The sequence below is a fragment of the Photobacterium lutimaris genome, from assembly GCF_003025555.1.
Classification (GTDB): Bacteria; Pseudomonadota; Gammaproteobacteria; order Enterobacterales; family Vibrionaceae; genus Photobacterium; species Photobacterium lutimaris.
Map to the genome: position 1 here is coordinate 1 of NZ_PYMH01000008.1, position 20,451 is coordinate 20,451.

Below are 20,451 nucleotides of genomic sequence, written 5' to 3' on the forward strand. Positions count from 1 at the left end.
TAATGGCGCGCTCGGGAGGATTCGAACCTCCGACCGCCTGGTTCGTAGCCAGGTACTCTATCCAGCTGAGCTACGAGCGCGCAAAATCTGTTTGGTTAGGAAACACCTAACGACCAATGCGTTTCCGACATTGGCATAAGTAACAATCCATTGGTACTTAGAAATAATGGCGCGTCCGGGAGGATTCGAACCTCCGACCGCCTGGTTCGTAGCCAGGTACTCTATCCAGCTGAGCTACGGACGCACACTAATTCGGTTTTATAGTACCGCCTAGCGGCAGTACGTTGTCAATAATGGCGCGCTCGGGAGGATTCGAACCTCCGACCGCCTGGTTCGTAGCCAGGTACTCTATCCAGCTGAGCTACGAGCGCGCAAAATCTGTTTGGTTAGGAAACACCTAACGACCAATGCGTTTCCGTCATTGGCATAAGTAACAATCCATTGGTACTTAGAAATAATGGCGCGTCCGGGAGGATTCGAACCTCCGACCGCCTGGTTCGTAGCCAGGTACTCTATCCAGCTGAGCTACGGACGCGCAGGCATTCTTCATCAAGCAGCGCTTGAACAAGAAAGAATGGCGGTGAAGGAGGGATTCGAACCCTCGATACGGGTATAAGCCGTATACTCCCTTAGCAGGGGAGCGCCTTCAGCCTCTCGGCCACCTCACCACACAAATTATGGCGCGCTCGGGAGGATTCGAACCTCCGACCGCCTGGTTCGTAGCCAGGTACTCTATCCAGCTGAGCTACGAGCGCACACTTAATTCGGTTTTATAGTACCGCCTTGCGGCAATACGTTGTCAATAATGGCGCGTCCGGGAGGATTCGAACCTCCGACCGCCTGGTTCGTAGCCAGGTACTCTATCCAGCTGAGCTACGGACGCGCAGGCATTCTTCATCAAGCAACGCTTGAACAAGAAAAAATGGCGGTGAAGGAGGGATTCGAACCCTCGATACGGGTATAAGCCGTATACTCCCTTAGCAGGGGAGCGCCTTCAGCCTCTCGGCCACCTCACCACACAAATTATGGCGCGCTCGGGAGGATTCGAACCTCCGACCGCCTGGTTCGTAGCCAGGTACTCTATCCAGCTGAGCTACGAGCGCACACTTAATTCGGTTTATATAGTACCGCCTTGCAGCCGTACGTTGTCAATAATGGCGCGCTCGGGAGGATTCGAACCTCCGACCGCCTGGTTCGTAGCCAGGTACTCTATCCAGCTGAGCTACGAGCGCGCAATGCAAGTCCATTCATTAATAATAAGGAATGGCGGTGAGGGAGGGATTCGAACCCTCGATACGGCTATAAACCGTATACTCCCTTAGCAGGGGAGCGCCTTCAGCCTCTCGGCCACCTCACCGTCTTGCGGGGGCCCATATTACTGCCAGCCGAAAATAAGTCAAACACTTTATTGTGAAAAAACGACATCCACTGCGCGGATGCGCACTTAATAGCCAACACGGCATATTATCACGCGTAATGGCCCAGTATCTCTTCTAGATTCAAGAATATGGCGCGACTGGCAATTACAAAAAAGGCCAGCATAAATGCTGGCCTTCTTCGAATTAGTAGTTTCCAGACCCCTGGGAACCTGATTCTTTTTCCGCTTGAATTCGCATGTAAATTTCTTCGCGGTGTACAGAGACTTCTTTCGGTGCATTTACACCAATTCGAACCTGGTTACCTTTAACGCCAAGAACAGTAACGGTGACTTCATCACCGATCATTAGCGTTTCACCTACGCGTCGTGTCAAAATTAGCATTCGTGTGCTCCTTGAGTAATCTCAGTATTATAAGAGTTAACGTTTTTTATCCAACAATATTTACAATTACGTAAATGTTCACTGCTCAAGAAACAGCGAGAAGTGGTCGATTATCCAGACTTTCTGGCTCCACCACAAATTTTTTGTGGATGTGTTCTACGGCTAACTGTAAATGTTGCCCATTGATCAATAATGAAACACAACGAGCAGTACTTTTTTGTTGATATATACTCACCCCTTTCTCTGCCAACGAGGCAGTCACTTGCGCACTGTCCCTTTCTACCCTTTCCCCGACTAGGGTCAGTATAGCGACGGAAGGTTGAGCTAATTCAATTGTATCTAAAATAACATTCAGCCGGGCCAACTCGTCATCGGCCGCAACTATATAGGCTGAAGGATAGGTTGCTTGCTGTCTATCACCATAGCACCAAGCATCTAATCCTAACAAGCCAAGTTGCTGCTCCACTTTCTCAAGCGGTTGTGCAACACGGTATAATGCCTGTCCGCTTTTTACAGCGACCCCTACGGCACCATTGGATGGTACCATCGAGAAATTAACCAAGGTTCCTTCCCCTTCATCGAATGATGAAAGGACCCTCAACGGAACCTGATGTTGCTCAGCATATTCAACCGACTGTAATTGTAGCACTTTTGCGCCATGGCGCGCCATGGCCGTCATATCATCGAAATGAATCGTCGATAAGCGAGCCGCTTCACTGACCAAACGGGGATCGGTCGTATACACCCCGTCGACATCCGTGAAGATTTGGCACTCATCGGCAGCCAGTGCACCGGCAATAGCGACCGCTGTGGTATCAGACCCTCCACGCCCCAAGGTTGTGATGTTGTTTCGACTATCACGCCCTTGGAACCCTGCGACCACAACAATGTGGTCGCGTTCGAGCAACGCTGTCACCACCTCGGTCTCTACCTTAGTGATCGTGGCATTGTTGAATACAGTATCAGTGCGGATCCCCAACTGATCACCGGTCAATGATGTTGCCGGATACCCCCGCTGATTGAGGGCCATAGCAAGCAAGGCAATGGTGACCTGCTCGCCAGTTGACAACAATACATCCAGCTCCCGCTGGGTCGGAACAGCATCTATCTGCTTGGCCATTCCCAACAAACGGTTGGTCTCGCCAGCCATCGCAGAAACAACCACGACAATCTGATGACCCAGCCGGCGTGCCTGGATCACACGCTCAGCCACCGCTTCAATACGTTCGATACTCCCGACCGACGTACCACCAAATTTCTGCACCAATAGTGCCACTGCACCTCTCCAACTATTACAGTTTTTCAACCAACCATGGGGTCACTGACTCTAATGCTGCAGGCAATGCCGCTGCATCAGTACCACCGGCTTGCGCCATGTCTGGACGACCGCCGCCCTTACCGCCAACTTGCTGGGCAACCAAGTTAACCAACTCGCCCGCTTTAACTTTACTCGTCAAGTCTTTAGTAACACCGGCAATCAGGCCAACTTTATCGCCGCTGACATTACCCAGAACAACAATACCGCTACCTAGCTGGTTCTTCAGTTCATCAACCATACCACGAAGTGCTTTGTTGTCAGCGCCGTCAAGCTTGGTGACCAGCACCTTAACGCCGTTGATTTCCTGAACCTGGTTGATCAGGCCTGCACTTTCTTGCGCGGCCAACTTGTCTTTCAGTTGCTGGATTTCTTTTTCCAGCTGTTTGCTGTGAGCAACCAGCGCGCTAACTTTCGTCGCCACTGATGCGGCATCAGATTTCACTAAGCTTGCAGTTTCAGCCAGGAGTGCTTCCTGATCATGCAGTGCCGCGATTGCCGCTTCACCCGTCACCGCTTCGATACGGCGGATACCAGCAGCGATACCCCCTTCAGAAACGATCTTGAACAAACCGATATCACCGGTGTTAGCCGCATGGATACCACCACACAGTTCAACGGAGAAGTCACCCATGCTCAGGACGCGAACTTCGTCATCATATTTCTCGCCAAACAACGCCATAGCGCCTTTTTCTTTGGCTGACTCGATGTCCGTCACATCAGTGTTGATCGCGTGGTTGATACGGATTTGCTCGTTCACCACACGTTCGATTTCACGTAGTTCTTCCGGCTTCACCGCTTCTAGGTGAGAGAAGTCAAAACGCAAACCTTCAGGCTTAACCAGTGAACCTTTCTGGGTCACGTGCTCACCAAGCAGGTTACGCAGAGCAGCATGCAGCAAGTGGGTCGCTGAGTGGTTGAGGCTAGTCGCCGCACGGCGTGCTGCATCAACGGTTGCCGTCAGCTTATCGCCCACTTTCAGTGAACCTTCGGCCTGCTTGCCGCTGTGACCGATGGCATTGCCGAACTTCTGGGTATCCGCCACAACGAACTGCACACCGTCAGCAGTCATCGCACCGGTGTCACCACACTGGCCGCCAGACTCGGCGTAGAACGGGGTGTTGTCCAGCACAATCAATGCTTCTTCGCCAGCATTGATCGCTTCAACCGCTTCACCTTCACGGTAAAGGGCAACAACCTTCGCTTGGCCTTCCGTTGCGCCGTAGCCACAGAACTCAGTCTCTGCATCGACTTTGATCGCATCGTTGTAATCAACACCGAACTGGCCGGCATCACGGGCACGCTGACGCTGTGCTTCCATCGCATTGTTGAAGCCTTCTTCATCAATAGAGAAGCCACGCTCACGCGCGACATCATTGGTCAGATCAGCAGGGAAACCGTAGGTATCGTACAGCTTGAACACAGTCTCGCCGTCAAGCACTTTGCCATCAAGGTTATCCAGCGCTTCAGCAAGAATCGTCATGCCGCGGTCCAATGTACGACCGAAGTTATCTTCTTCGATCTTTAGTACTTTCTCGACCATTTCCAGCTGCTTCTTCAGCTCTTCACCGGCGGTGCCCATGATTTCAGCTAGCGGAGCAGCCAGTTTGTAGAAGAAGGCACCTTTGGCACCTAGCTTGTTACCATGACGAACCGCACGGCGGATGATACGGCGCAGTACGTAACCGCGGCCTTCGTTTGACGGCATCACACCATCAGCGATCAAGAACGCACAAGAGCGGATGTGGTCGGCAACAACACGTAGCGACTGGTTGCCCAGATCGTCGTGGCCAATCACTGCAGCTGCGTCTTTGATCAGCGTCTGGAAGATATCGATTTCGTAGTTGGAGTGCACACCCTGCATGATGGCAGAGATACGCTCGATGCCCATACCGGTATCTACCGACGGCTTAGGTAGCGGATCCATCGTGCCGTCAGCCTGACGGTTGAACTGCATAAATACGTTGTTCCAGATCTCGATGAAACGGTCGCCATCTTCTTCCGGAGTGCCCGGACGGCCACCCCAGATGTGATCACCGTGATCGTAGAAAATTTCAGTACAAGGACCACAAGGGCCTGTGTCGCCCATCTGCCAGAAGTTGTCTGACTCAAATGGCTTGCCGCCTTTCTTGTCACCGATACGCACGATGCGATCAGCCGGTACGCCCACGTCTTTATTCCAGATCTCGAAGGCTTCGTCATCGGTTTCGTAAACGGTAACCAACAGACGATCTGCTGGCAGCTTCAGTGTGACGGTCAGGAATTCCCAAGCAAACTTAATCGCGTCTTGCTTGAAGTAATCACCGAAACTGAAGTTACCCAACATCTCGAAGAACGTGTGGTGACGAGCGGTAAAACCAACATTTTCCAGGTCGTTGTGCTTACCACCGGCACGAACACAGCGCTGAGCGGTTGTTGCTCGAGTGTAGTTGCGCTTTTCCAGACCTAGGAATGTATCTTTGAACTGGTTCATACCCGCGTTAGTGAACAACAGCGTAGGGTCATTGGCAGGCACAAGAGATGAACTCTCAACTATCTGGTGGCCTTTACTCTCAAAAAACGCAAGAAACGCACGGCGAATCTCATCAGTGCTCATGTACATTGGCAAATCCTGAATAATGCTTTTATGTAAACTGAATGGTCGAATTTAACTGTCTTCTCACCTGCCCTGAGTTCCACCATGCCCTCGGCAGGACAATTTGGGCAGGCAGTGATGGGACTAAAATAAATTCTTTGGCGGTTATTGTAAAACAACGGTAGCCAATACGGGAAATGTTATGTTCAGAAATAAGGCAATTTATCCCCGCCATTCGGATATCAAGGGGGAGATGGGGGGATTTTTTGGTGTTTAGAGCGAGGGGAAAGCTGGGTCAGTATTCATCTTCGACATCAAGGGCATATTTGATCTGCTCGAAATCAAACCCTCGGGACTGCATAAAACGCAGCCGTCGGGCTTTTTCTTTTTCAGTCTCCATCGGTGTTTCACCGAATTTTTTCAGGGCAACCTCACGGGCGTGCTCATACCAATCGAACTCATCGTGTTCGAACAACTGGCAAACGATGGCCTCATGCACCCCCTTGTGTTCCATCTCCTGGCGGATGCGCAGCAACCCCCACCCCTTGGCGATACCGTTACCAAGCAATCGCTCGGCAAACCTTGCATCATCCAGCCAGTTGTAGTCTTGGCAAAGTGCCACCGCTTCATCAACGTCGGCCTGCTCGTAGCCACGGGCTAGCAGCTTTTGCTGCAACTCTTTCTCTGCATGGTCACGGCGTGACAGATACCTGACCGCCAATCGCGTGGCACTTTGGGCCGGCTTCTTTGCTTTCATTAGCCTCTCCTGCTAAAAACAAAAACGGGCGTGGTAAAAATACCCGCCCGCTCTTCTGTTCTGCTCATCCCGCCTTATCGGCTAAGCATGATTAGAATGCTTTATCTTCAGCTTTTTCTTCCGCTTCAGCCGTGGCTTCTTCAAGCACAGCCGGCGTTAGCAATAGCTCACGCAATTTCGCTTCAAGCTCTTCGGCAATATGGCGATTTTCCTCGATGTACTTACACGCATTTGCCTTGCCCTGGCCAATTTTGTCGCCCTGGTAGCTGTACCATGCACCCGCTTTCTCAACCAGCTTGTTCTTAACACCCAGGTCGATCAGCTCGCCGTAGCGGTTGAAGCCTTTACCGTAAAGGATCTGGGTTTCAGCTTGCTTGAACGGTGCCGCAATCTTGTTTTTCACAACCTTGATACGGGTTTCGTTACCAACAACTTCATCACCTTCTTTGACAGCGCCGGTACGACGGATATCAAGACGAACAGACGCGTAGAATTTCAGCGCGTTACCACCGGTTGTGGTTTCTGGGTTACCGAACATCACACCGATCTTCATACGGATCTGGTTGATGAAGATACACATACAGTTCGACTGCTTCAGGTTACCGGTGATTTTACGCATCGCCTGAGACAGCATACGCGCCTGCAGACCCATGTGTGAATCACCCATCTCACCTTCGATTTCAGCCTTAGGTGTTAGGGCTGCAACGGAGTCGACAACCAGAATATCGACGGCACCAGAGCGAGCTAGGGCATCGGCAATTTCCAATGCTTGCTCACCCGTATCCGGCTGGGAAACCAATAGCTGGTCGATATCGACACCCAGCTTCTGGGCGTAAATTGGGTCAAGCGCGTGCTCAGCATCGATGAAGGCACAGGTTTTTCCTTGACGCTGGGCAGCCGCAATGACTTCCAGTGTCAGCGTGGTTTTACCCGACGATTCAGGACCGTAGATTTCAACGATACGGCCCATTGGCAGACCACCAGCACCCAAGGCGATATCGAGAGACAGAGAACCGGTAGACACGGTTTCGACATCCATTGTGCGGTTGTCGCCCAATTTCATGATCGAGCCTTTACCGAATTGCTTTTCAATTTGACCTAACGCGGCGGCGAGTGCCTTCTGCTTGTTGTCGTCCATTCGACTCTCCAAGGGATGCTTAATTAATGCTTAAACTAAGTACTGATATTGATGATTAGTATACTGTCTATTCATACAGTGTCTAGCACTGGATGAAAATTTTTTCGCCAAATTGATCTCGGCTCAAGAACGCCTCAGGATTGTGCCATCAACGCAATCAGTCCAGATAGTGCTTTTTCAATAGCTTGCTGGCGAACGGCTTGGCGATCACCAGCAAACAGGCAGGTTTCCACCTTTAGCTTGCCGGTTTGATCAGCCCAACCAAAACACACGGTACCGACTGGCTTCTCTTCGCTACCACCACCAGGCCCCGCAATACCGCTGATGGCCACGGCGATGTCACCTCGTGAATGGGCCAGCGCCCCCGTTGCCATTTCGGCGACAACCTGCTCACTCACCGCGCCAAACTGGGCCAATGTTTCTACCTTAACGCCGAGCATTTCGTGCTTGGCCTCATTGCTGTAGGTTACAAATGCCCGGTCAAACCATGCCGAACTACCGGCAATATCGGTGATCGCGGTAGATACTCCGCCCCCGGTACAGGACTCGGCGGTGACTGCCACCCAGTTACGCAGGGCCAAGGCCTGCCCGACCTGTTGTGCTAATGCCATCATCACTCCTAGTTAATACGACCAGACTAAAACGGCGAGACGAGTACGGAAAAACCGTTCCGTGTCACTGAAATACGCCGCTAGCCATGCATTACGTACACATTACTTGGCTCAGCCACAGCGGGCAAGCCTACGGCCCACCGCAACGTTTGCAGCAGGAAAAATACACGCTCTCCCCTTTGCCGAAAGGTCGGGATCACGTATCCTAAGCGACCAGAAACTTCCTCCGGATACAGCAGGGTCATCCGGCCCTCCGGCACAATGTAGCAGGCAACAACGTGACAATAAAAGGCTTAGAAAAACATACACCTATGATGCAGCAATTTTTACGGATCAAAGCAGAGAATCCGGAGGTCTTGCTGTTTTATCGGATGGGTGATTTCTACGAACTATTTTTTGATGACGCAAAGCAGGCTTCGCAACTGCTGGATATCTCGCTGACCAAGCGTGGTTCTTCCAATGGCCAGCCGATCCCGATGGCAGGAGTCCCTTACCATGCCATTGAGGGCTACCTTGCCAAACTGGTTCAGCAAGGTGTCTCCGCTGCTATCTGTGAGCAAATCGGTGATCCCGCGACCAGCAAAGGGCCGGTCGAGCGTAAGGTAGTGAGAATTATCACGCCGGGTACCGTCAGCGACGAGGCGCTGCTCAGCGAGCGCCAAGACAACTTGATTGCCGCCATCTATCACGAAGGCAGCAAGTTCGGTTACGCTACGCTGGATATTACCTCGGGCCGCTTTATGCTTGCCGAGCCAGAAACCGAAGAAGCGATGCAGGCCGAGTTGCAGCGTACCAGCCCGGCTGAATTGCTGTATCCGGAAGATTTCGATCTGCCGGGCCTGTTCCATGGTATGAAAGGTGCCCGTCGCCGTCCGGTTTGGGAGTTTGATCTCGAGACCGCGCGACAGCAACTGACCATGCAGTTCGGTACCCGCGATCTAGTTGGCTTCGGCGTCGAACAGGCCGAGCACGGTCTGTGTGCGGCTGGCTGCCTGATGCAATATGTCAAAGATACCCAGCGCACTGCCCTGCCTCACATCCGGGCCATCACACTGGATACTAAAGATCATTCGGTGATCCTAGATGCCGCCACCCGTCGCAACCTCGAACTGACCCAGAACTTGGCTGGCGGCTTCGACAATACCTTGGCCTCGGTCCTCGACCAAACGTCAACACCGATGGGTAGCCGCTTGCTCAAGCGCTGGTTACACCAGCCGATCCGAGATCGCCAGCAGCTCAACGGCCGCCTTGATGCCATTACCGCCTTCAAGGACTCCGGACTGTTCTTGGATTTAGCCGGGGTACTACGTCACATGGGCGATCTGGAACGTATCCTTGCCCGACTGGCTCTGCGATCTGCCCGCCCACGTGATCTCGCTCGTATGAGGACTGCACTGCAACACCTGCCGGAACTAGCTGAACGACTAGGCGAAATTAACCAGGTCCGTATTGGTGAGCTGGCAGGGCTTGCCGCCCCGATGGACGAGCTGTGCGAATTGCTTGAGCGTGCCATTATCGAGAACCCACCAGTGGTGATCCGTGATGGTGGTGTACTCGCACCGGGCTACAATGCCGAGCTGGACGAATGGCGAGATCTGGCCGACGGGGCAACCAAGTTCCTTGAGGAGATGGAAGCCAACGAGCGCGAACGCCATGATATCGATAGCCTGAAAGTGGGTTTCAACAATGTTCACGGTTTCTTTATCCAAGTCAGCCGTGGGCAAAGCCACCTGGTACCGAGCCACTATGTGCGTCGCCAGACTCTGAAAAATGCCGAACGCTACATCATTCCTGAGCTCAAAGAGCACGAAGATAAGGTACTTAACTCGAAATCTAAAGCGTTGGCGCTGGAGAAAAAGCTTTGGGAAGAGCTATTTGATCAGCTGCTACCTCAGCTTGAGCAACTGCAAAATACCGCTAGTGCCCTGTCGGAATTAGATGTCCTTGCCAACTTGGCCGAGCGTGCAGATACCCTGAACTATTGCCGTCCCGAGTTAACAGAAAGCACCGGGATCGAAGTCACGGCCGGTCGCCACCCAGTGGTCGAGCAGGTACTGAGCGAACCGTTTATCGCCAACCCGATTTCACTCCACCATGATCGCCGGATGTTGATCATCACAGGTCCGAACATGGGTGGTAAATCAACCTATATGCGCCAGACAGCATTGATTGCCCTATTGGCCCATGTCGGCTCCTTCGTACCGGCCGAAGCCGTTAAAATCGGTCCGCTGGATCGGATCTTCACCCGTATCGGTGCTTCTGATGACCTGGCTTCGGGCCGCTCGACCTTCATGGTAGAAATGACCGAAACTGCCAATATCTTGCATAATGCCACGCAAAATAGCTTGGTATTGATGGATGAGATCGGGCGCGGTACCAGTACCTATGACGGTCTGTCGCTGGCATGGGCCAGTGCCGAATGGCTAGCCGATAAAATTTCGGCTATGACGTTGTTCGCTACCCACTACTTTGAACTGACCGAGTTACCATCGCTGATGGACGGTTTGGCCAATGTCCACCTAGATGCCGTAGAGCACGGTGATGAAATCGCCTTTATGCACGCGGTACAGGAAGGGGCAGCCAGCAAGTCTTACGGCTTGGCCGTTGCTAGCTTGGCCGGTGTGCCGAAGTCGGTGATCAAACGTGCCAAGTTCAAACTTCAGCAACTAGAAGCCAGTGGCCACCAGCAAGCCGTTACGCCTAGCACTAACAGCCAAGAACCGATAGTCGAACAACAGCTGAGCCTGCTGCCGGAGCCAAGCGAAGTCGAAGAAGCACTGGCGCGGATCAATCCAGACGAAATGACACCACGCCAAGCACTGGATGAGTTGTACCGCTTGAAGGCTCTGATGTAACCGGGCGGGTAAATAAAGGAAAACAAAAGGGATGCCATCTGGCATCCCTTTTTGATTTGAACCGGAAAAAGTAAGGTTAAAGTGGACCGGTTTACAGTTGTTCTTGGTTGAACAGCGACTCAATGCTCAGCCCTTGATGGGTTAGCATATCGCGTAAGCGGCGTAAGCCTTCAACCTGGATCTGACGCACTCTTTCACGGGTCAGGCCGATCTCACGGCCAACATCTTCCAATGTCGACGCCTCATAACCAAGCAAGCCAAAGCGGCGTGCCAGCACTTCTCGCTGTTTCGGGTTGAGTTCCTGTAGCCAGTGAACGATGGATGTTTTGATGTCGTCATCTTGAGTTGATGTTTCGGGACCACCACTCTTTTCATCCGGAATGATATCAAGCAGGGCTTTTTCGGAGTCGCCACCGATCGGGTTATCGACTGAACCGACACGCTCATTGAGGCGTAGCATCCGGTTGACGTCATCCACCGATTTATCCAGCTTAAACGCAATGTCTTCCGCCGTTGGCTCGTGGTCCAATTTCTGTGCTAACTCACGGGCGGTACGAAGGTAAACATTCAGCTCTTTAACGACATGAATGGGCAGACGGATAGTCCGTGTCTGGTTCATGATTGCTCGTTCAATGGTTTGGCGGATCCACCATGTTGCGTAGGTTGAAAAGCGGAAGCCTCGCTCCGGATCGAACTTCTCAACCGCACGGATCAAACCAAGGTTACCTTCTTCGACCAAGTCGAGCAAAGCCAAACCACGGTTGCTGTAACGGCGGGAAATTTTAACGACCAGACGGAGGTTACTTTCAATCATGCGCTTGCGGGCAACGTGATCCCCTCGTAGAGCACGACGGGCATAGAGGACTTCTTCCTCTGCGGTTAGTAGAGGTGAAAAACCAATTTCTCCGAGGTAGAGTTGCGTCGCGTCGAGGGCTTTCTGCGTGGCCCCGTATTGCGACATATCGACATCATCGTCACTAGCACTAACACCTTCAGCTTTGGTTTCAACGGTCGCGGATTCAACCTCCGTTTCTTCGTCGAACTCAAAGTCTTCAATATCTGCAGCAGTATTGCTTCCACTCATAGCGCCTCCCAGATGGCGAGTTAGCAAGACATTACAACTTTACTATGCCATGTTGTCTATTTAGGTAAATATCGCATTGGATCTACGGACTTACCTTTGTAACGGATCTCAAAATGCAGCTTCACGGTACTTGTGCCGGAACTGCCCATTGAGGCAATTTTCTGACCAACCGATACCTTTTGCTGCTCCTTGACATAAATTTGGTCGTTGTGGGCGTAAGCACTGAGATAATCATCGTTATGTTTGATAATCACCAAATTGCCGTATCCCCGGAGCGCATTACCAGCATAAACCACCACCCCATTAGCAGACGCATTGACAGTTTGTCCACGCTGCCCAGCGATGTCGATCCCCTTATTACCATTCTCCGAATTGGAGAACTTGGCAATCACACGCCCCTTCGACGGCCAAGACCAGTTAGCCACTTTGGCGTTGCTAGATTGCGGCTTAGATGTAACAACCTTGTTACTTTTGGTTTTTTGAGAGTACTCTTTTGTGGGAGCCGGATCAACATTTTTATTGGCGACTTTTTGCTCGTTTTGCGCCTTAGTTACAGCTGACTGAGCCGGCTTCTGGGAGGCCGGTTGTGTCATAGGCTGCGTCTTAGCCGCAGGTTTTGTTTGAACAGGTATTGAGCTTTTTGTTTTTGTTGGGGTTTTCGCTGCAGGTGTGGCAGCAACAACAATCGGTGCCGGTGTGGCAGCAACAATCGGTGCAGCCCTGCCATACTGCGGTGCAACGTATTTCGGCCGCCACAATTGCAACCTTTGACCAGGGAAAATGGTATAAGGCTTCGACAATTTATTACTTGCAATAATATCGTCAACATCCCGCCCGGTGATATAAGAAATGAAATACAGCGTATCGCCTTTCTGGACTTGATAATAGCTACCACGATAGCTACCGCGCTCCAGGCTGTCGTAGTCCTTGCCAAGGCTCATCACCGGCGCAGGACTATGATTACTACAGCCAGACAACATCAGGCCGGCAGCTATCGCTGCCAGCTTCCACGCCCTTGCTGAAGACAACACCCTTATCATATGACCTACGCCAACTCCCCGGCGACAAGTGGAACAAAGCGTACCGCTTCAATATCGCGGTAGGCAAAACGATCCCCTTTACGGACAATCACCTTCAATACCTGTGCATGCTCACCGACAGGGATCACTAAACGGCCCCCATCAGCCAACTGGCCAAGAAGCTCCACGGGAATTTCAGCGGCCGCCGCCGTGACAATGATGGCATCGAACGGCCCCTTTCCGGCCCAGCCAAGCCAACCATCACTGTGCTTGGTCGAGACATTATGCAGCTCCAGCTGTTTCAGGCGTCGTTTGGCCTGCCACTGCAATGCCTTAATCCGCTCAACCGAGTACACGTGGTTAACCAAGTGTGCCAGCACCGCCGTTTGATATCCCGACCCCGTACCAATCTCAAGTACTCTTGAGTCAGCAGACAGAGCCATCAGCTCCGTCATCTTGGCGACAATGTACGGCTGCGAGATGGTCTGGCCGCAACCAATAGGCAGAGCATTATTTTCATAAGCTTTGTGTGACAGGGCTTCATCGATAAACCGCTCCCGCGGGACAGACGCCATCGCCTGGAGCACCTTATCATCACAGATCCCCTGCTGGTGTAAATAGTTCAGCAAAAGCGTCCGCTCGTCCACATAGCGCATTGCGACTATTTCTCCTGTTGCTCAACCCACTCACTGATCTCTTCCAACGCATCATGCGCGGTGAGATCAACCTGCAGTGGGGTAATCGATACACATTGCTGCTCAATGGCATAAAAGTCGGTTCCCGGGCCGGCATCCTGACAAGGCCCCGGAGGACCCAGCCAATATAGCTCTTTGCCCCGAGGATCCGTGTCCTTAACCATATTCTCAGCACGGTGGCGGGCCCCAAGGCGGGTCACCTGCCAGCTACCCAATTGTGAATAAGCGACATCCGGCACATTGATATTCAATATTTTATTGTTTGGCAACGGCTGTGTCTGCGCTTTTAGCAGCAGCTCTTTGACAACCTGTGCCGCGGTCTCAAAATGCTGATGACCCACCAGCGAAACGGCAACGGCCGGCACGCCGAGGAAGTGGCCTTCCGTTGCGGCTGCAACCGTACCCGAGTACAGCACATCATCCCCTAGGTTGGCCCCATGGTTGATACCCGCAACAACAACATCCGGGCGTTCATCCAGCCATTCATTAAGTGCGAAATGGACACAATCCGTCGGTGTCCCTTCAACGGAGATCCGCTGATCGCCTTCATGACGGATCCGCAGCGGATTATCCAGGGTCAGTGAATTGGAGGCACCAGAACGGTTACGGTCCGGTGCGACCACCGTGACCTCACCGATGTCGCTCAATATCTTCGCCAAGGTCTTGATCCCCTCGGCAAAGATACCATCATCGTTACTGATCAGAATTCGCATTGTGTCCTTCCTGTTGTTCCAGCTCAACCATGAGCTCGCGAACTACCGCGGTGGCAAAACAGCCTGCCGGTAGCGCAAAAGAAACGGTGACGCTATCGCCCTCTTGCTGCCATACCATCTGCTGGGGTTTCAGCAGCAGCGGACGACGCTCGTGGCGCATCCGGTTGTCTCGGATCAGCTTGAGCAGCAGAGGCTCCTGCTCGACGATTGCCATTTCAAAGGCTTCAGCCTGTGCGCTGGTCGGTAGGGCATTGTCACCCATCATGGGTGCCGTAATGCTTGCCGTGCCATTGTCTACCGCCTGCTGCCATTGCTCGAGATCCGATTCTACCAAGCGGCCGCGATCGTCTCCCTCGGTCTCAAGCATATCGCCTGCAACCACCGTATGTACAGTTTGCTGCTCAATGCGCGCTGAGAGCACCATATTGAATAACCAAGAGCGTGCTGCCGAAAGGTAGAAGCTACGCTTGCTCTTGTCGCGAACACGGAATTCATCATTCCCCCAAGCGCGGGCCTTAATGACATTATTACCACCATGACCAAAGCGCTGCTCACCGAAATAATTCGGCACACCGAGCTGGCTAACCTGCTCCAAACGTACCATCACGTCATCGGCCTGATCCAGATCGCGCAGTGTCAGCTGGAACCAGTTCCCCGCCAAGTCACCAGGACGCAATTTTTTATCATGGCGGGCGGTTTCCAGCACTTCGACGCCAGGGTGTTCGGCCACAAATTGTGCCAAGTCAGGATCGGGCTTACCCGGCAAGTGCACACTGAGCCACTGCTCGGTCACCGCATGGCGATCCTTTAAGCCAGCCCAGCTCACATCCCGCGACTTAACATCGCAGGCTTTAGCCAATTCATTGACCACATACTTGGTGTTTTCTCCGGTTTTGCGGATCTTCACCATAAAATGCTCGCCCACTCCGGCAAACTCGAAGCCAAGGTTTTCCTTTACTACAAAATCTTCAGGTTCAACCTTAATGCGGCCCTGACAGCTTGGTTTTCCATACAACCAGCTGAAGTTGTCCATTACCGTAGACATAATTACACCATTCTTTAGCAGCACCGAGATGCCAGAAGGCAAGGCTACATAGCCCTGCCCGATTTATTCTTTACCGATCAGCACAACGGCTTCACAGGCAATGCCTTCTTTGCGTCCGGTAAAACCAAGACGCTCCGAGGTGGTCGCTTTAACATTGATATTCTCAACGTCCGTTTCCAAATCCTCGGCAATAGCTTGGCACATCGCATCAATATGCGGTGCCATTTTGGGTGCCTGGGCAATGATGGTGACATCCAGATTCCCCAAGCGGTAGCCTTTTGCTTTTACTTTGCGGTATACGTCGCGCAGCAACATACGACTGTCAGCCCCTTTCCATTCAGCATCGGTATCCGGAAAGTGGCGACCAATATCACCAGCGCCAATGGCACCCAGCAAGGCGTCACATACCGCATGCAGGGCCACGTCACCATCGGAATGGGCGATCAGCCCCTGCGCATAAGGAATCGCAACGCCACCAATAATTACCGGGCCTTCGCCACCAAATTTGTGCACGTCAAAGCCGTGTCCAATACGCATCATTGCTCATCCTTCAATAAATGTTGCAAGTAAAACTCCGCGAGCGCGAGATCTTCAGGTTGGGTAACCTTTAAGTTGTCGGCACGCCCGGTGACCAATTTAGGTGCCATGCCACAATGCTCCAGCGCCGAGGCCTCGTCTGTGACCACCGCACCGTCGGCCAGCGCCTTTTCCAGTGCGAGCTTTAACTGGCCAGCACGGAACATCTGCGGCGTCAGGGCATGCCACAGATCACTCCGGTCAACCGTGACGGCTATCGCTTGATGGCCATTGCCACGTTTCATCGTGTCACGAACCGGTGCTGCTAAAATAGCACCGAATTCGCTCGCCTGTGCCTCGAGGATCAACCGGTCGAGATCCTGCTGACGCAAACAAGGACGTGCGGCATCATGGACCAGCACCCAGGCATCAGGATCATCAATAGCGGCCAAGCCGGAAAATACGGAATCAGCCCGCTCTGCACCACCATCAACCCGGGTCACCTGCGGGTGATCCGCCAACGGTAAGGTTGGGAAATAGGGGTCATTCTCGCTGATCGCGACCACTACCCGTTCTACCTTTGGGTGTTGGAGCAAACGGTCAATGGTATGTTCAAGAATCGTCTTGCCAGCGATGTGCAAGTACTGTTTTGGGCGGTCAGCCGCCATACGGCTACCGACACCAGCAGCCGGAACGACTGCGATCAATTTATCATTCATGCATCTTCAAAGCTGGCTCAAGCCAGGCAAGTCTCTGGGGGTCAGTCGCTGACAATACGGAAAAAGGTCTCATCTGTTCCAATCATGCCCAGCTCGTTGCGGGCGCGTTCTTCGATTGCTTCCTGACCACGGTGCAAGTCATGAATTTCGAAATACATCTGTTGGTTACGCTGGACCAGCTCGGCATTGGCCTGTTGCTGCACAGCCACATTATCGCGCACCGCGACGTAGTCAACCATGCCGTTCTTGCCGAGCCAGAAGTCATACTGTAACCAGCTGAGGATAGCCAGCAGCAGGAGGTTTAACAATCGCATTGCACCCTCTTGGCAATGATGTAAGAAATTAAGCTAATCATAACAGATTGAAACACAAAGACGTGTCAAGCCGCTGGTAATAATACCAAACTGAATATTACTCAGTTCGGTATATTCCCATAACTTGCACGTTGACACTAGGGGCAGTAGGCCGCCAAGCCGCTATTCGCCCATAAAAAAACCGCCCCTAGGGGGCGGTTTTTAGTATCAGCTCGGGTAACCCCGATGCGCAGCTTTTAATTAAGCTTGGCCTTTAACTTCTTTAAGACCGTTGTAAGGTGCTTTCTCACCTAGCGCTTCTTCGATACGGATTAGCTGGTTGTACTTAGCAACACGGTCAGAACGGCTCATAGAACCAGTCTTGATTTGACCTGCAGCAGTACCTACCGCTAGATCAGCGATAGTTGCATCTTCAGTTTCACCTGAACGGTGAGAGATAACTGCAGTGTAACCAGCGTCTTTAGCCATCTTGATTGCAGCTAGAGTCTCAGTTAGAGAACCGATCTGGTTGAACTTGATAAGGATAGAGTTAGCTACGCCTTTCTCGATACCTTCAGCAAGGATCTTAGTGTTTGTAACGAATAGATCGTCACCAACTAGCTGAAGCTTGTCGCCCATTAGTTCAGTCTGGTGCTTGAAGCCAGCCCAATCAGACTCGTCCAGGCCATCTTCGATAGAAACGATTGGGTACTGGTTAGCAAGATCTTGTAGGTAGAAGTTAAACTCTTCAGAAGTGAAGATTTTGCCTTCGCCTTTCATGTTGTAGTTGCCAGCTTCTTTGTCGTAGAACTCAGATGCAGCACAGTCCATAGCAAGAGTAACGTCTTTACCTAGAACGTAACCAGCAGCTTCAACAGCTTCTTTGATTGCAGCTAGTGCAGCAGCGTTTGACTCTAGGTTAGGAGCGAAACCACCTTCGTCACCAACAGCAGTGCTTAGGCCTTTCGCCTTAAGTACTTTAGCTAGGTTGTGGAATACTTCAGCACCGATGCGTAGACCTTCTTTAAGCGTTTTCGCGCCAACTGGCTGAATCATGAACTCTTGGATGTCAACGTTGTTATCAGCGTGCTCACCACCGTTGATGATGTTCATCATTGGAAGAGGCATAGAGAACTGACCAGCAGTACCGTTTAGCTCAGCGATGTGCTCGTATAGAGGCATGCCTTTAGCCGCTGCAGCAGCTTTAGCGTTCGCTAGAGATACAGCTAGGATTGCGTTTGCACCGAAGTTAGATTTGTTTTCAGTGCCGTCTAGGTCAAGCATGATCTGGTCGATGTCAGCTTGAGCTTTAGCATCTTTGCCTACAAGAGCTTCCGCGATTGGGCCGTTCACAGCTTCAACAGCTTTAAGAACACCTTTACCTAGGAAACGAGACTTGTCACCGTCGCGTAGCTCAAGAGCTTCACGAGAACCAGTTGATGCGCCAGATGGAGCAGCAGCCATACCTACGAAACCGCCTTCTAGGTGAACTTCAGCTTCTACAGTTGGGTTACCACGTGAATCAATGATTTCACGACCTAGAACTTTAACGATCTTAGACATTGTGTTTCCTCTTGCTTTATCTTGAAATTAAAAGCTAAAAAAATAGCTGCAGCCATCACTGCTACAGCTATCCGTAATCCTTACTTGTTAAGTTCACCGCGCTGGTTATCGCCAGCAGCCTTCACGAAACCTTCAAACAGAGGGTGACCATCGCGAGGGGTCGAGGTGAACTCAGGGTGGAACTGAGCAGCCACAAACCATGGGTGGTTAGGGATCTCAATAATTTCCACCAATTTCTTGTCTGCTGACAGACCAGAAACCTTCAGACCTGCTTTCTCTAGGCGAGGAAGTAGGTTGTTGTTTACTTCATAGCGGTGACGGTGACGCTCATGTACTGTTGGGTTACCGTATAGCTCACGCGCTTTCGAACCTTCAGCCAAGTGACATAGCTGAGAACCCAGACGCATTGTACCGCCTAGATCCGATTTTTCAGTACGCTCTTCAACGTTACCTTCGCCGTCAACCCACTCAGTGATCAAGCCAACTACTGGGTGCTTAGACTGGGCGTCGAACTCTGTTGAGTGTGCGCCTTCAAGGCCTGCCACGTTACGGGCAAACTCAATAAGAGCGACCTGCATACCCAGGCAGATGCCAAGGTAAGGAATTTTGTTTTCACGGGCGTATTGTGCAGTTTGGATTTTACCTTCCACACCACGGCCGCCGAAGCCACCAGGAACCAGGATAGCGTCAAGGCCTTCCAGTACTTCTGTACCTTTAGACTCAACATCCTGAGAATCAACGTACTTAATCTTCACTGACAGACGGTTCTTAAGACCGGCATGCTTCAGTGCTTCATTCACTGACTTGTATGCATCTGGTAGTTCGATGTACTTACCCACCATACCGATAGTCACTTCGGCAGTTGGGTTTGCTTCTTCGTAGATCACCTGTTCCCACTCAGTCAGGTCTGCGTCTGGGGCTGTAATGCCAAAGCGCTGACAAACCAAGTCATCTAGGCCTTGAGCCTTGATAAGCTGTGGGATCTTGTAGATAGAATCTACGTCTTTCATTGAGATAACAGCTTTTTCCTGCACGTTACAGAACAGGGCGATTTTCGCACGCTCGTTAGCAGGGATGTTACGGTCAGAACGACATACTAGGATGTCAGGCTGGATACCGATAGAAAGCAGTTCTTTCACTGAATGCTGAGTTGGCTTGGTTTTCACTTCGCCAGCAGCTGCCAAGTATGGAACAAGCGTCAGGTGCATGAACATTGCGCGCTCACGACCAAGCTCAACCGCTAGCTGACGGATCGCTTCCATGAATGGTAAAGATTCGATATCACCTACAGTGCCGCCAACTTCGACGATTGCTACGTCGTGGCCTTCTGCACCTGCAATAACACGTTCTTTGATCGCATTGGTGATGTGTGGGATAACCTGAATCGTTGCACCTAGGTAGTCACCACGACGCTCTTTACGCAGTACATCGGCGTAAACACGTCCCGCAGTGAAGTTATTGCGCTTGGTCATCTTGGTACGGATGAAACGCTCATAGTGACCTAGGTCAAGGTCAGTCTCTGCACCGTCTTCCGTTACGAATACTTCACCATGCTGAATTGGGCTCATTGTGCCTGGGTCAACGTTGATGTAAGGGTCTAGTTTCATCATGGTCACGTTAAGACCACGCGCTTCTAGAATAGCCGCCAGCGATGCTGCAGCAATACCTTTACCTAGTGAGGATACGACCCCGCCCGTAACAAAAATGTAATTCGTCGTCATGTTTTACCTGGAAGATTGGTATAGAGGATAAAGTGTATCTGGACGGGAAATTAGTATACCAGACACACTTTA

General features: G+C 51.8%; 17 protein-coding genes and 11 tRNA genes. 1 reads left to right on the forward strand and 27 read right to left on the reverse strand.

Features of this window, described 5'->3' with window-relative positions:
- Positions 1-3 precede the first annotated feature (3 nt).
- From C9I99_RS16065 to pncC, 17 genes are all read right to left on the reverse strand, one after another.
- Positions 4-80 (reverse strand) — tRNA-Arg (locus tag C9I99_RS16065).
- Positions 81-167: 87 nt separating this feature from the next.
- Positions 168-244: transfer RNA gene (locus C9I99_RS16070), tRNA-Arg, on the reverse strand.
- A gap of 50 nt (positions 245-294) precedes the next feature.
- Positions 295-371: transfer RNA gene (locus C9I99_RS16075), tRNA-Arg, on the reverse strand.
- 87 nt (positions 372-458) lie between these two features.
- Positions 459-535, reverse strand: a tRNA-Arg gene (locus C9I99_RS16080).
- 40 nt (positions 536-575) lie between these two features.
- A tRNA-Ser gene (locus C9I99_RS16085) sits at positions 576-668 on the reverse strand.
- A 10-nt stretch (positions 669-678) separates the two neighbouring features.
- Positions 679-755, reverse strand: a tRNA-Arg gene (locus tag C9I99_RS16090).
- 51 nt (positions 756-806) lie between these two features.
- A tRNA-Arg gene (locus C9I99_RS16095) sits at positions 807-883 on the reverse strand.
- Positions 884-923: 40 nt separating this feature from the next.
- Positions 924-1,016, reverse strand: a tRNA-Ser gene (locus C9I99_RS16100).
- Between the two features lie 10 nt (positions 1,017-1,026).
- Positions 1,027-1,103: transfer RNA gene (locus tag C9I99_RS16105), tRNA-Arg, on the reverse strand.
- Between the two features lie 52 nt (positions 1,104-1,155).
- Positions 1,156-1,232 (reverse strand) — tRNA-Arg (locus C9I99_RS16110).
- Positions 1,233-1,264: 32 nt separating this feature from the next.
- Positions 1,265-1,357, reverse strand: a tRNA-Ser gene (locus tag C9I99_RS16115).
- Between the two features lie 205 nt (positions 1,358-1,562).
- Complete coding sequence (csrA, locus tag C9I99_RS16120) at positions 1,563-1,760, reverse strand: carbon storage regulator CsrA (RefSeq protein WP_107349901.1); 198 nt, start codon at positions 1,758-1,760, stop codon at positions 1,563-1,565.
- A gap of 85 nt (positions 1,761-1,845) precedes the next feature.
- Positions 1,846-3,036: an aspartate kinase gene (locus tag C9I99_RS16125; protein WP_107349902.1), complete on the reverse strand. Its 1,191-nt coding sequence runs from the start codon at positions 3,034-3,036 to the stop codon at positions 1,846-1,848.
- A 16-nt stretch (positions 3,037-3,052) separates the two neighbouring features.
- Positions 3,053-5,677 carry an alanine--tRNA ligase gene (gene alaS, locus C9I99_RS16130; RefSeq protein ID WP_107349903.1) on the reverse strand — a complete coding sequence of 875 codons (2,625 nt, stop codon included), beginning with the start codon at positions 5,675-5,677 and terminating at the stop codon, positions 3,053-3,055.
- A 268-nt stretch (positions 5,678-5,945) separates the two neighbouring features.
- Positions 5,946-6,407, reverse strand: a complete 462-nt coding sequence (recX, locus tag C9I99_RS16135) for a recombination regulator RecX (protein ID WP_107349904.1) — start codon at positions 6,405-6,407, stop codon at positions 5,946-5,948.
- Between the two features lie 91 nt (positions 6,408-6,498).
- Positions 6,499-7,545, reverse strand: a complete 1,047-nt coding sequence (gene recA / locus C9I99_RS16140; protein WP_107349905.1) for a recombinase RecA — start codon at positions 7,543-7,545, stop codon at positions 6,499-6,501.
- A 134-nt stretch (positions 7,546-7,679) separates the two neighbouring features.
- A complete protein-coding gene (pncC, locus tag C9I99_RS16145) occupies positions 7,680-8,156 on the reverse strand; it encodes a nicotinamide-nucleotide amidase (RefSeq protein WP_107349906.1) in 477 nt (158 codons plus the stop codon).
- 278 nt (positions 8,157-8,434) lie between these two features.
- Between pncC and mutS the strand changes: the two genes are divergently transcribed.
- Positions 8,435-11,011 carry a DNA mismatch repair protein MutS gene (mutS, locus tag C9I99_RS16150; protein ID WP_107349907.1) on the forward strand — a complete coding sequence of 859 codons (2,577 nt, stop codon included), beginning with the start codon at positions 8,435-8,437 and terminating at the stop codon, positions 11,009-11,011.
- A gap of 91 nt (positions 11,012-11,102) precedes the next feature.
- Here mutS and rpoS read toward each other — a convergent pair whose 3' ends face one another.
- From rpoS to C9I99_RS16200, 10 genes are all read right to left on the reverse strand, one after another.
- Positions 11,103-12,095: an RNA polymerase sigma factor RpoS gene (rpoS, locus tag C9I99_RS16155; protein ID WP_107349908.1), complete on the reverse strand. Its 993-nt coding sequence runs from the start codon at positions 12,093-12,095 to the stop codon at positions 11,103-11,105.
- Positions 12,096-12,151: 56 nt separating this feature from the next.
- On the reverse strand, positions 12,152-13,135 hold the full coding sequence (locus tag C9I99_RS16160) for a peptidoglycan DD-metalloendopeptidase family protein (protein WP_107349909.1): 984 nt from the start codon (positions 13,133-13,135) through the stop codon (positions 12,152-12,154).
- A gap of 5 nt (positions 13,136-13,140) precedes the next feature.
- Positions 13,141-13,770, reverse strand: coding sequence for a protein-L-isoaspartate(D-aspartate) O-methyltransferase (locus C9I99_RS16165; RefSeq protein ID WP_107349910.1), 630 nt, complete (start codon positions 13,768-13,770; stop codon positions 13,141-13,143).
- Positions 13,771-13,775: 5 nt separating this feature from the next.
- Complete coding sequence (gene surE, locus C9I99_RS16170; protein WP_107349911.1) at positions 13,776-14,522, reverse strand: 5'/3'-nucleotidase SurE; 747 nt, start codon at positions 14,520-14,522, stop codon at positions 13,776-13,778.
- Entirely contained in the window at positions 14,503-15,567 is a 1,065-nt protein-coding gene (gene truD, locus C9I99_RS16175; RefSeq protein ID WP_208113428.1) for a tRNA pseudouridine(13) synthase TruD, read from the reverse strand. Before truD ends, surE begins: the two co-directional genes overlap by 20 nt.
- Positions 15,568-15,630: 63 nt before the next feature.
- Positions 15,631-16,104, reverse strand: coding sequence for a 2-C-methyl-D-erythritol 2,4-cyclodiphosphate synthase (ispF, locus tag C9I99_RS16180; RefSeq protein WP_107350106.1), 474 nt, complete (start codon positions 16,102-16,104; stop codon positions 15,631-15,633).
- Complete coding sequence (ispD, locus tag C9I99_RS16185) at positions 16,104-16,802, reverse strand: 2-C-methyl-D-erythritol 4-phosphate cytidylyltransferase (RefSeq protein ID WP_107349912.1); 699 nt, start codon at positions 16,800-16,802, stop codon at positions 16,104-16,106. Before ispD ends, ispF begins: the two co-directional genes overlap by 1 nt.
- A gap of 41 nt (positions 16,803-16,843) precedes the next feature.
- A complete protein-coding gene (gene ftsB / locus C9I99_RS16190) occupies positions 16,844-17,116 on the reverse strand; it encodes a cell division protein FtsB (RefSeq protein WP_107349913.1) in 273 nt (90 codons plus the stop codon).
- Positions 17,117-17,356: 240 nt separating this feature from the next.
- Complete coding sequence (gene eno / locus C9I99_RS16195; protein WP_107349914.1) at positions 17,357-18,658, reverse strand: phosphopyruvate hydratase; 1,302 nt, start codon at positions 18,656-18,658, stop codon at positions 17,357-17,359.
- 80 nt (positions 18,659-18,738) lie between these two features.
- Positions 18,739-20,379 (reverse strand): CTP synthase, encoded by a 1,641-nt coding sequence (locus C9I99_RS16200; protein WP_107349915.1) that lies wholly within the window; start codon positions 20,377-20,379, stop codon positions 18,739-18,741.
- Positions 20,380-20,451 lie beyond the last annotated feature (72 nt).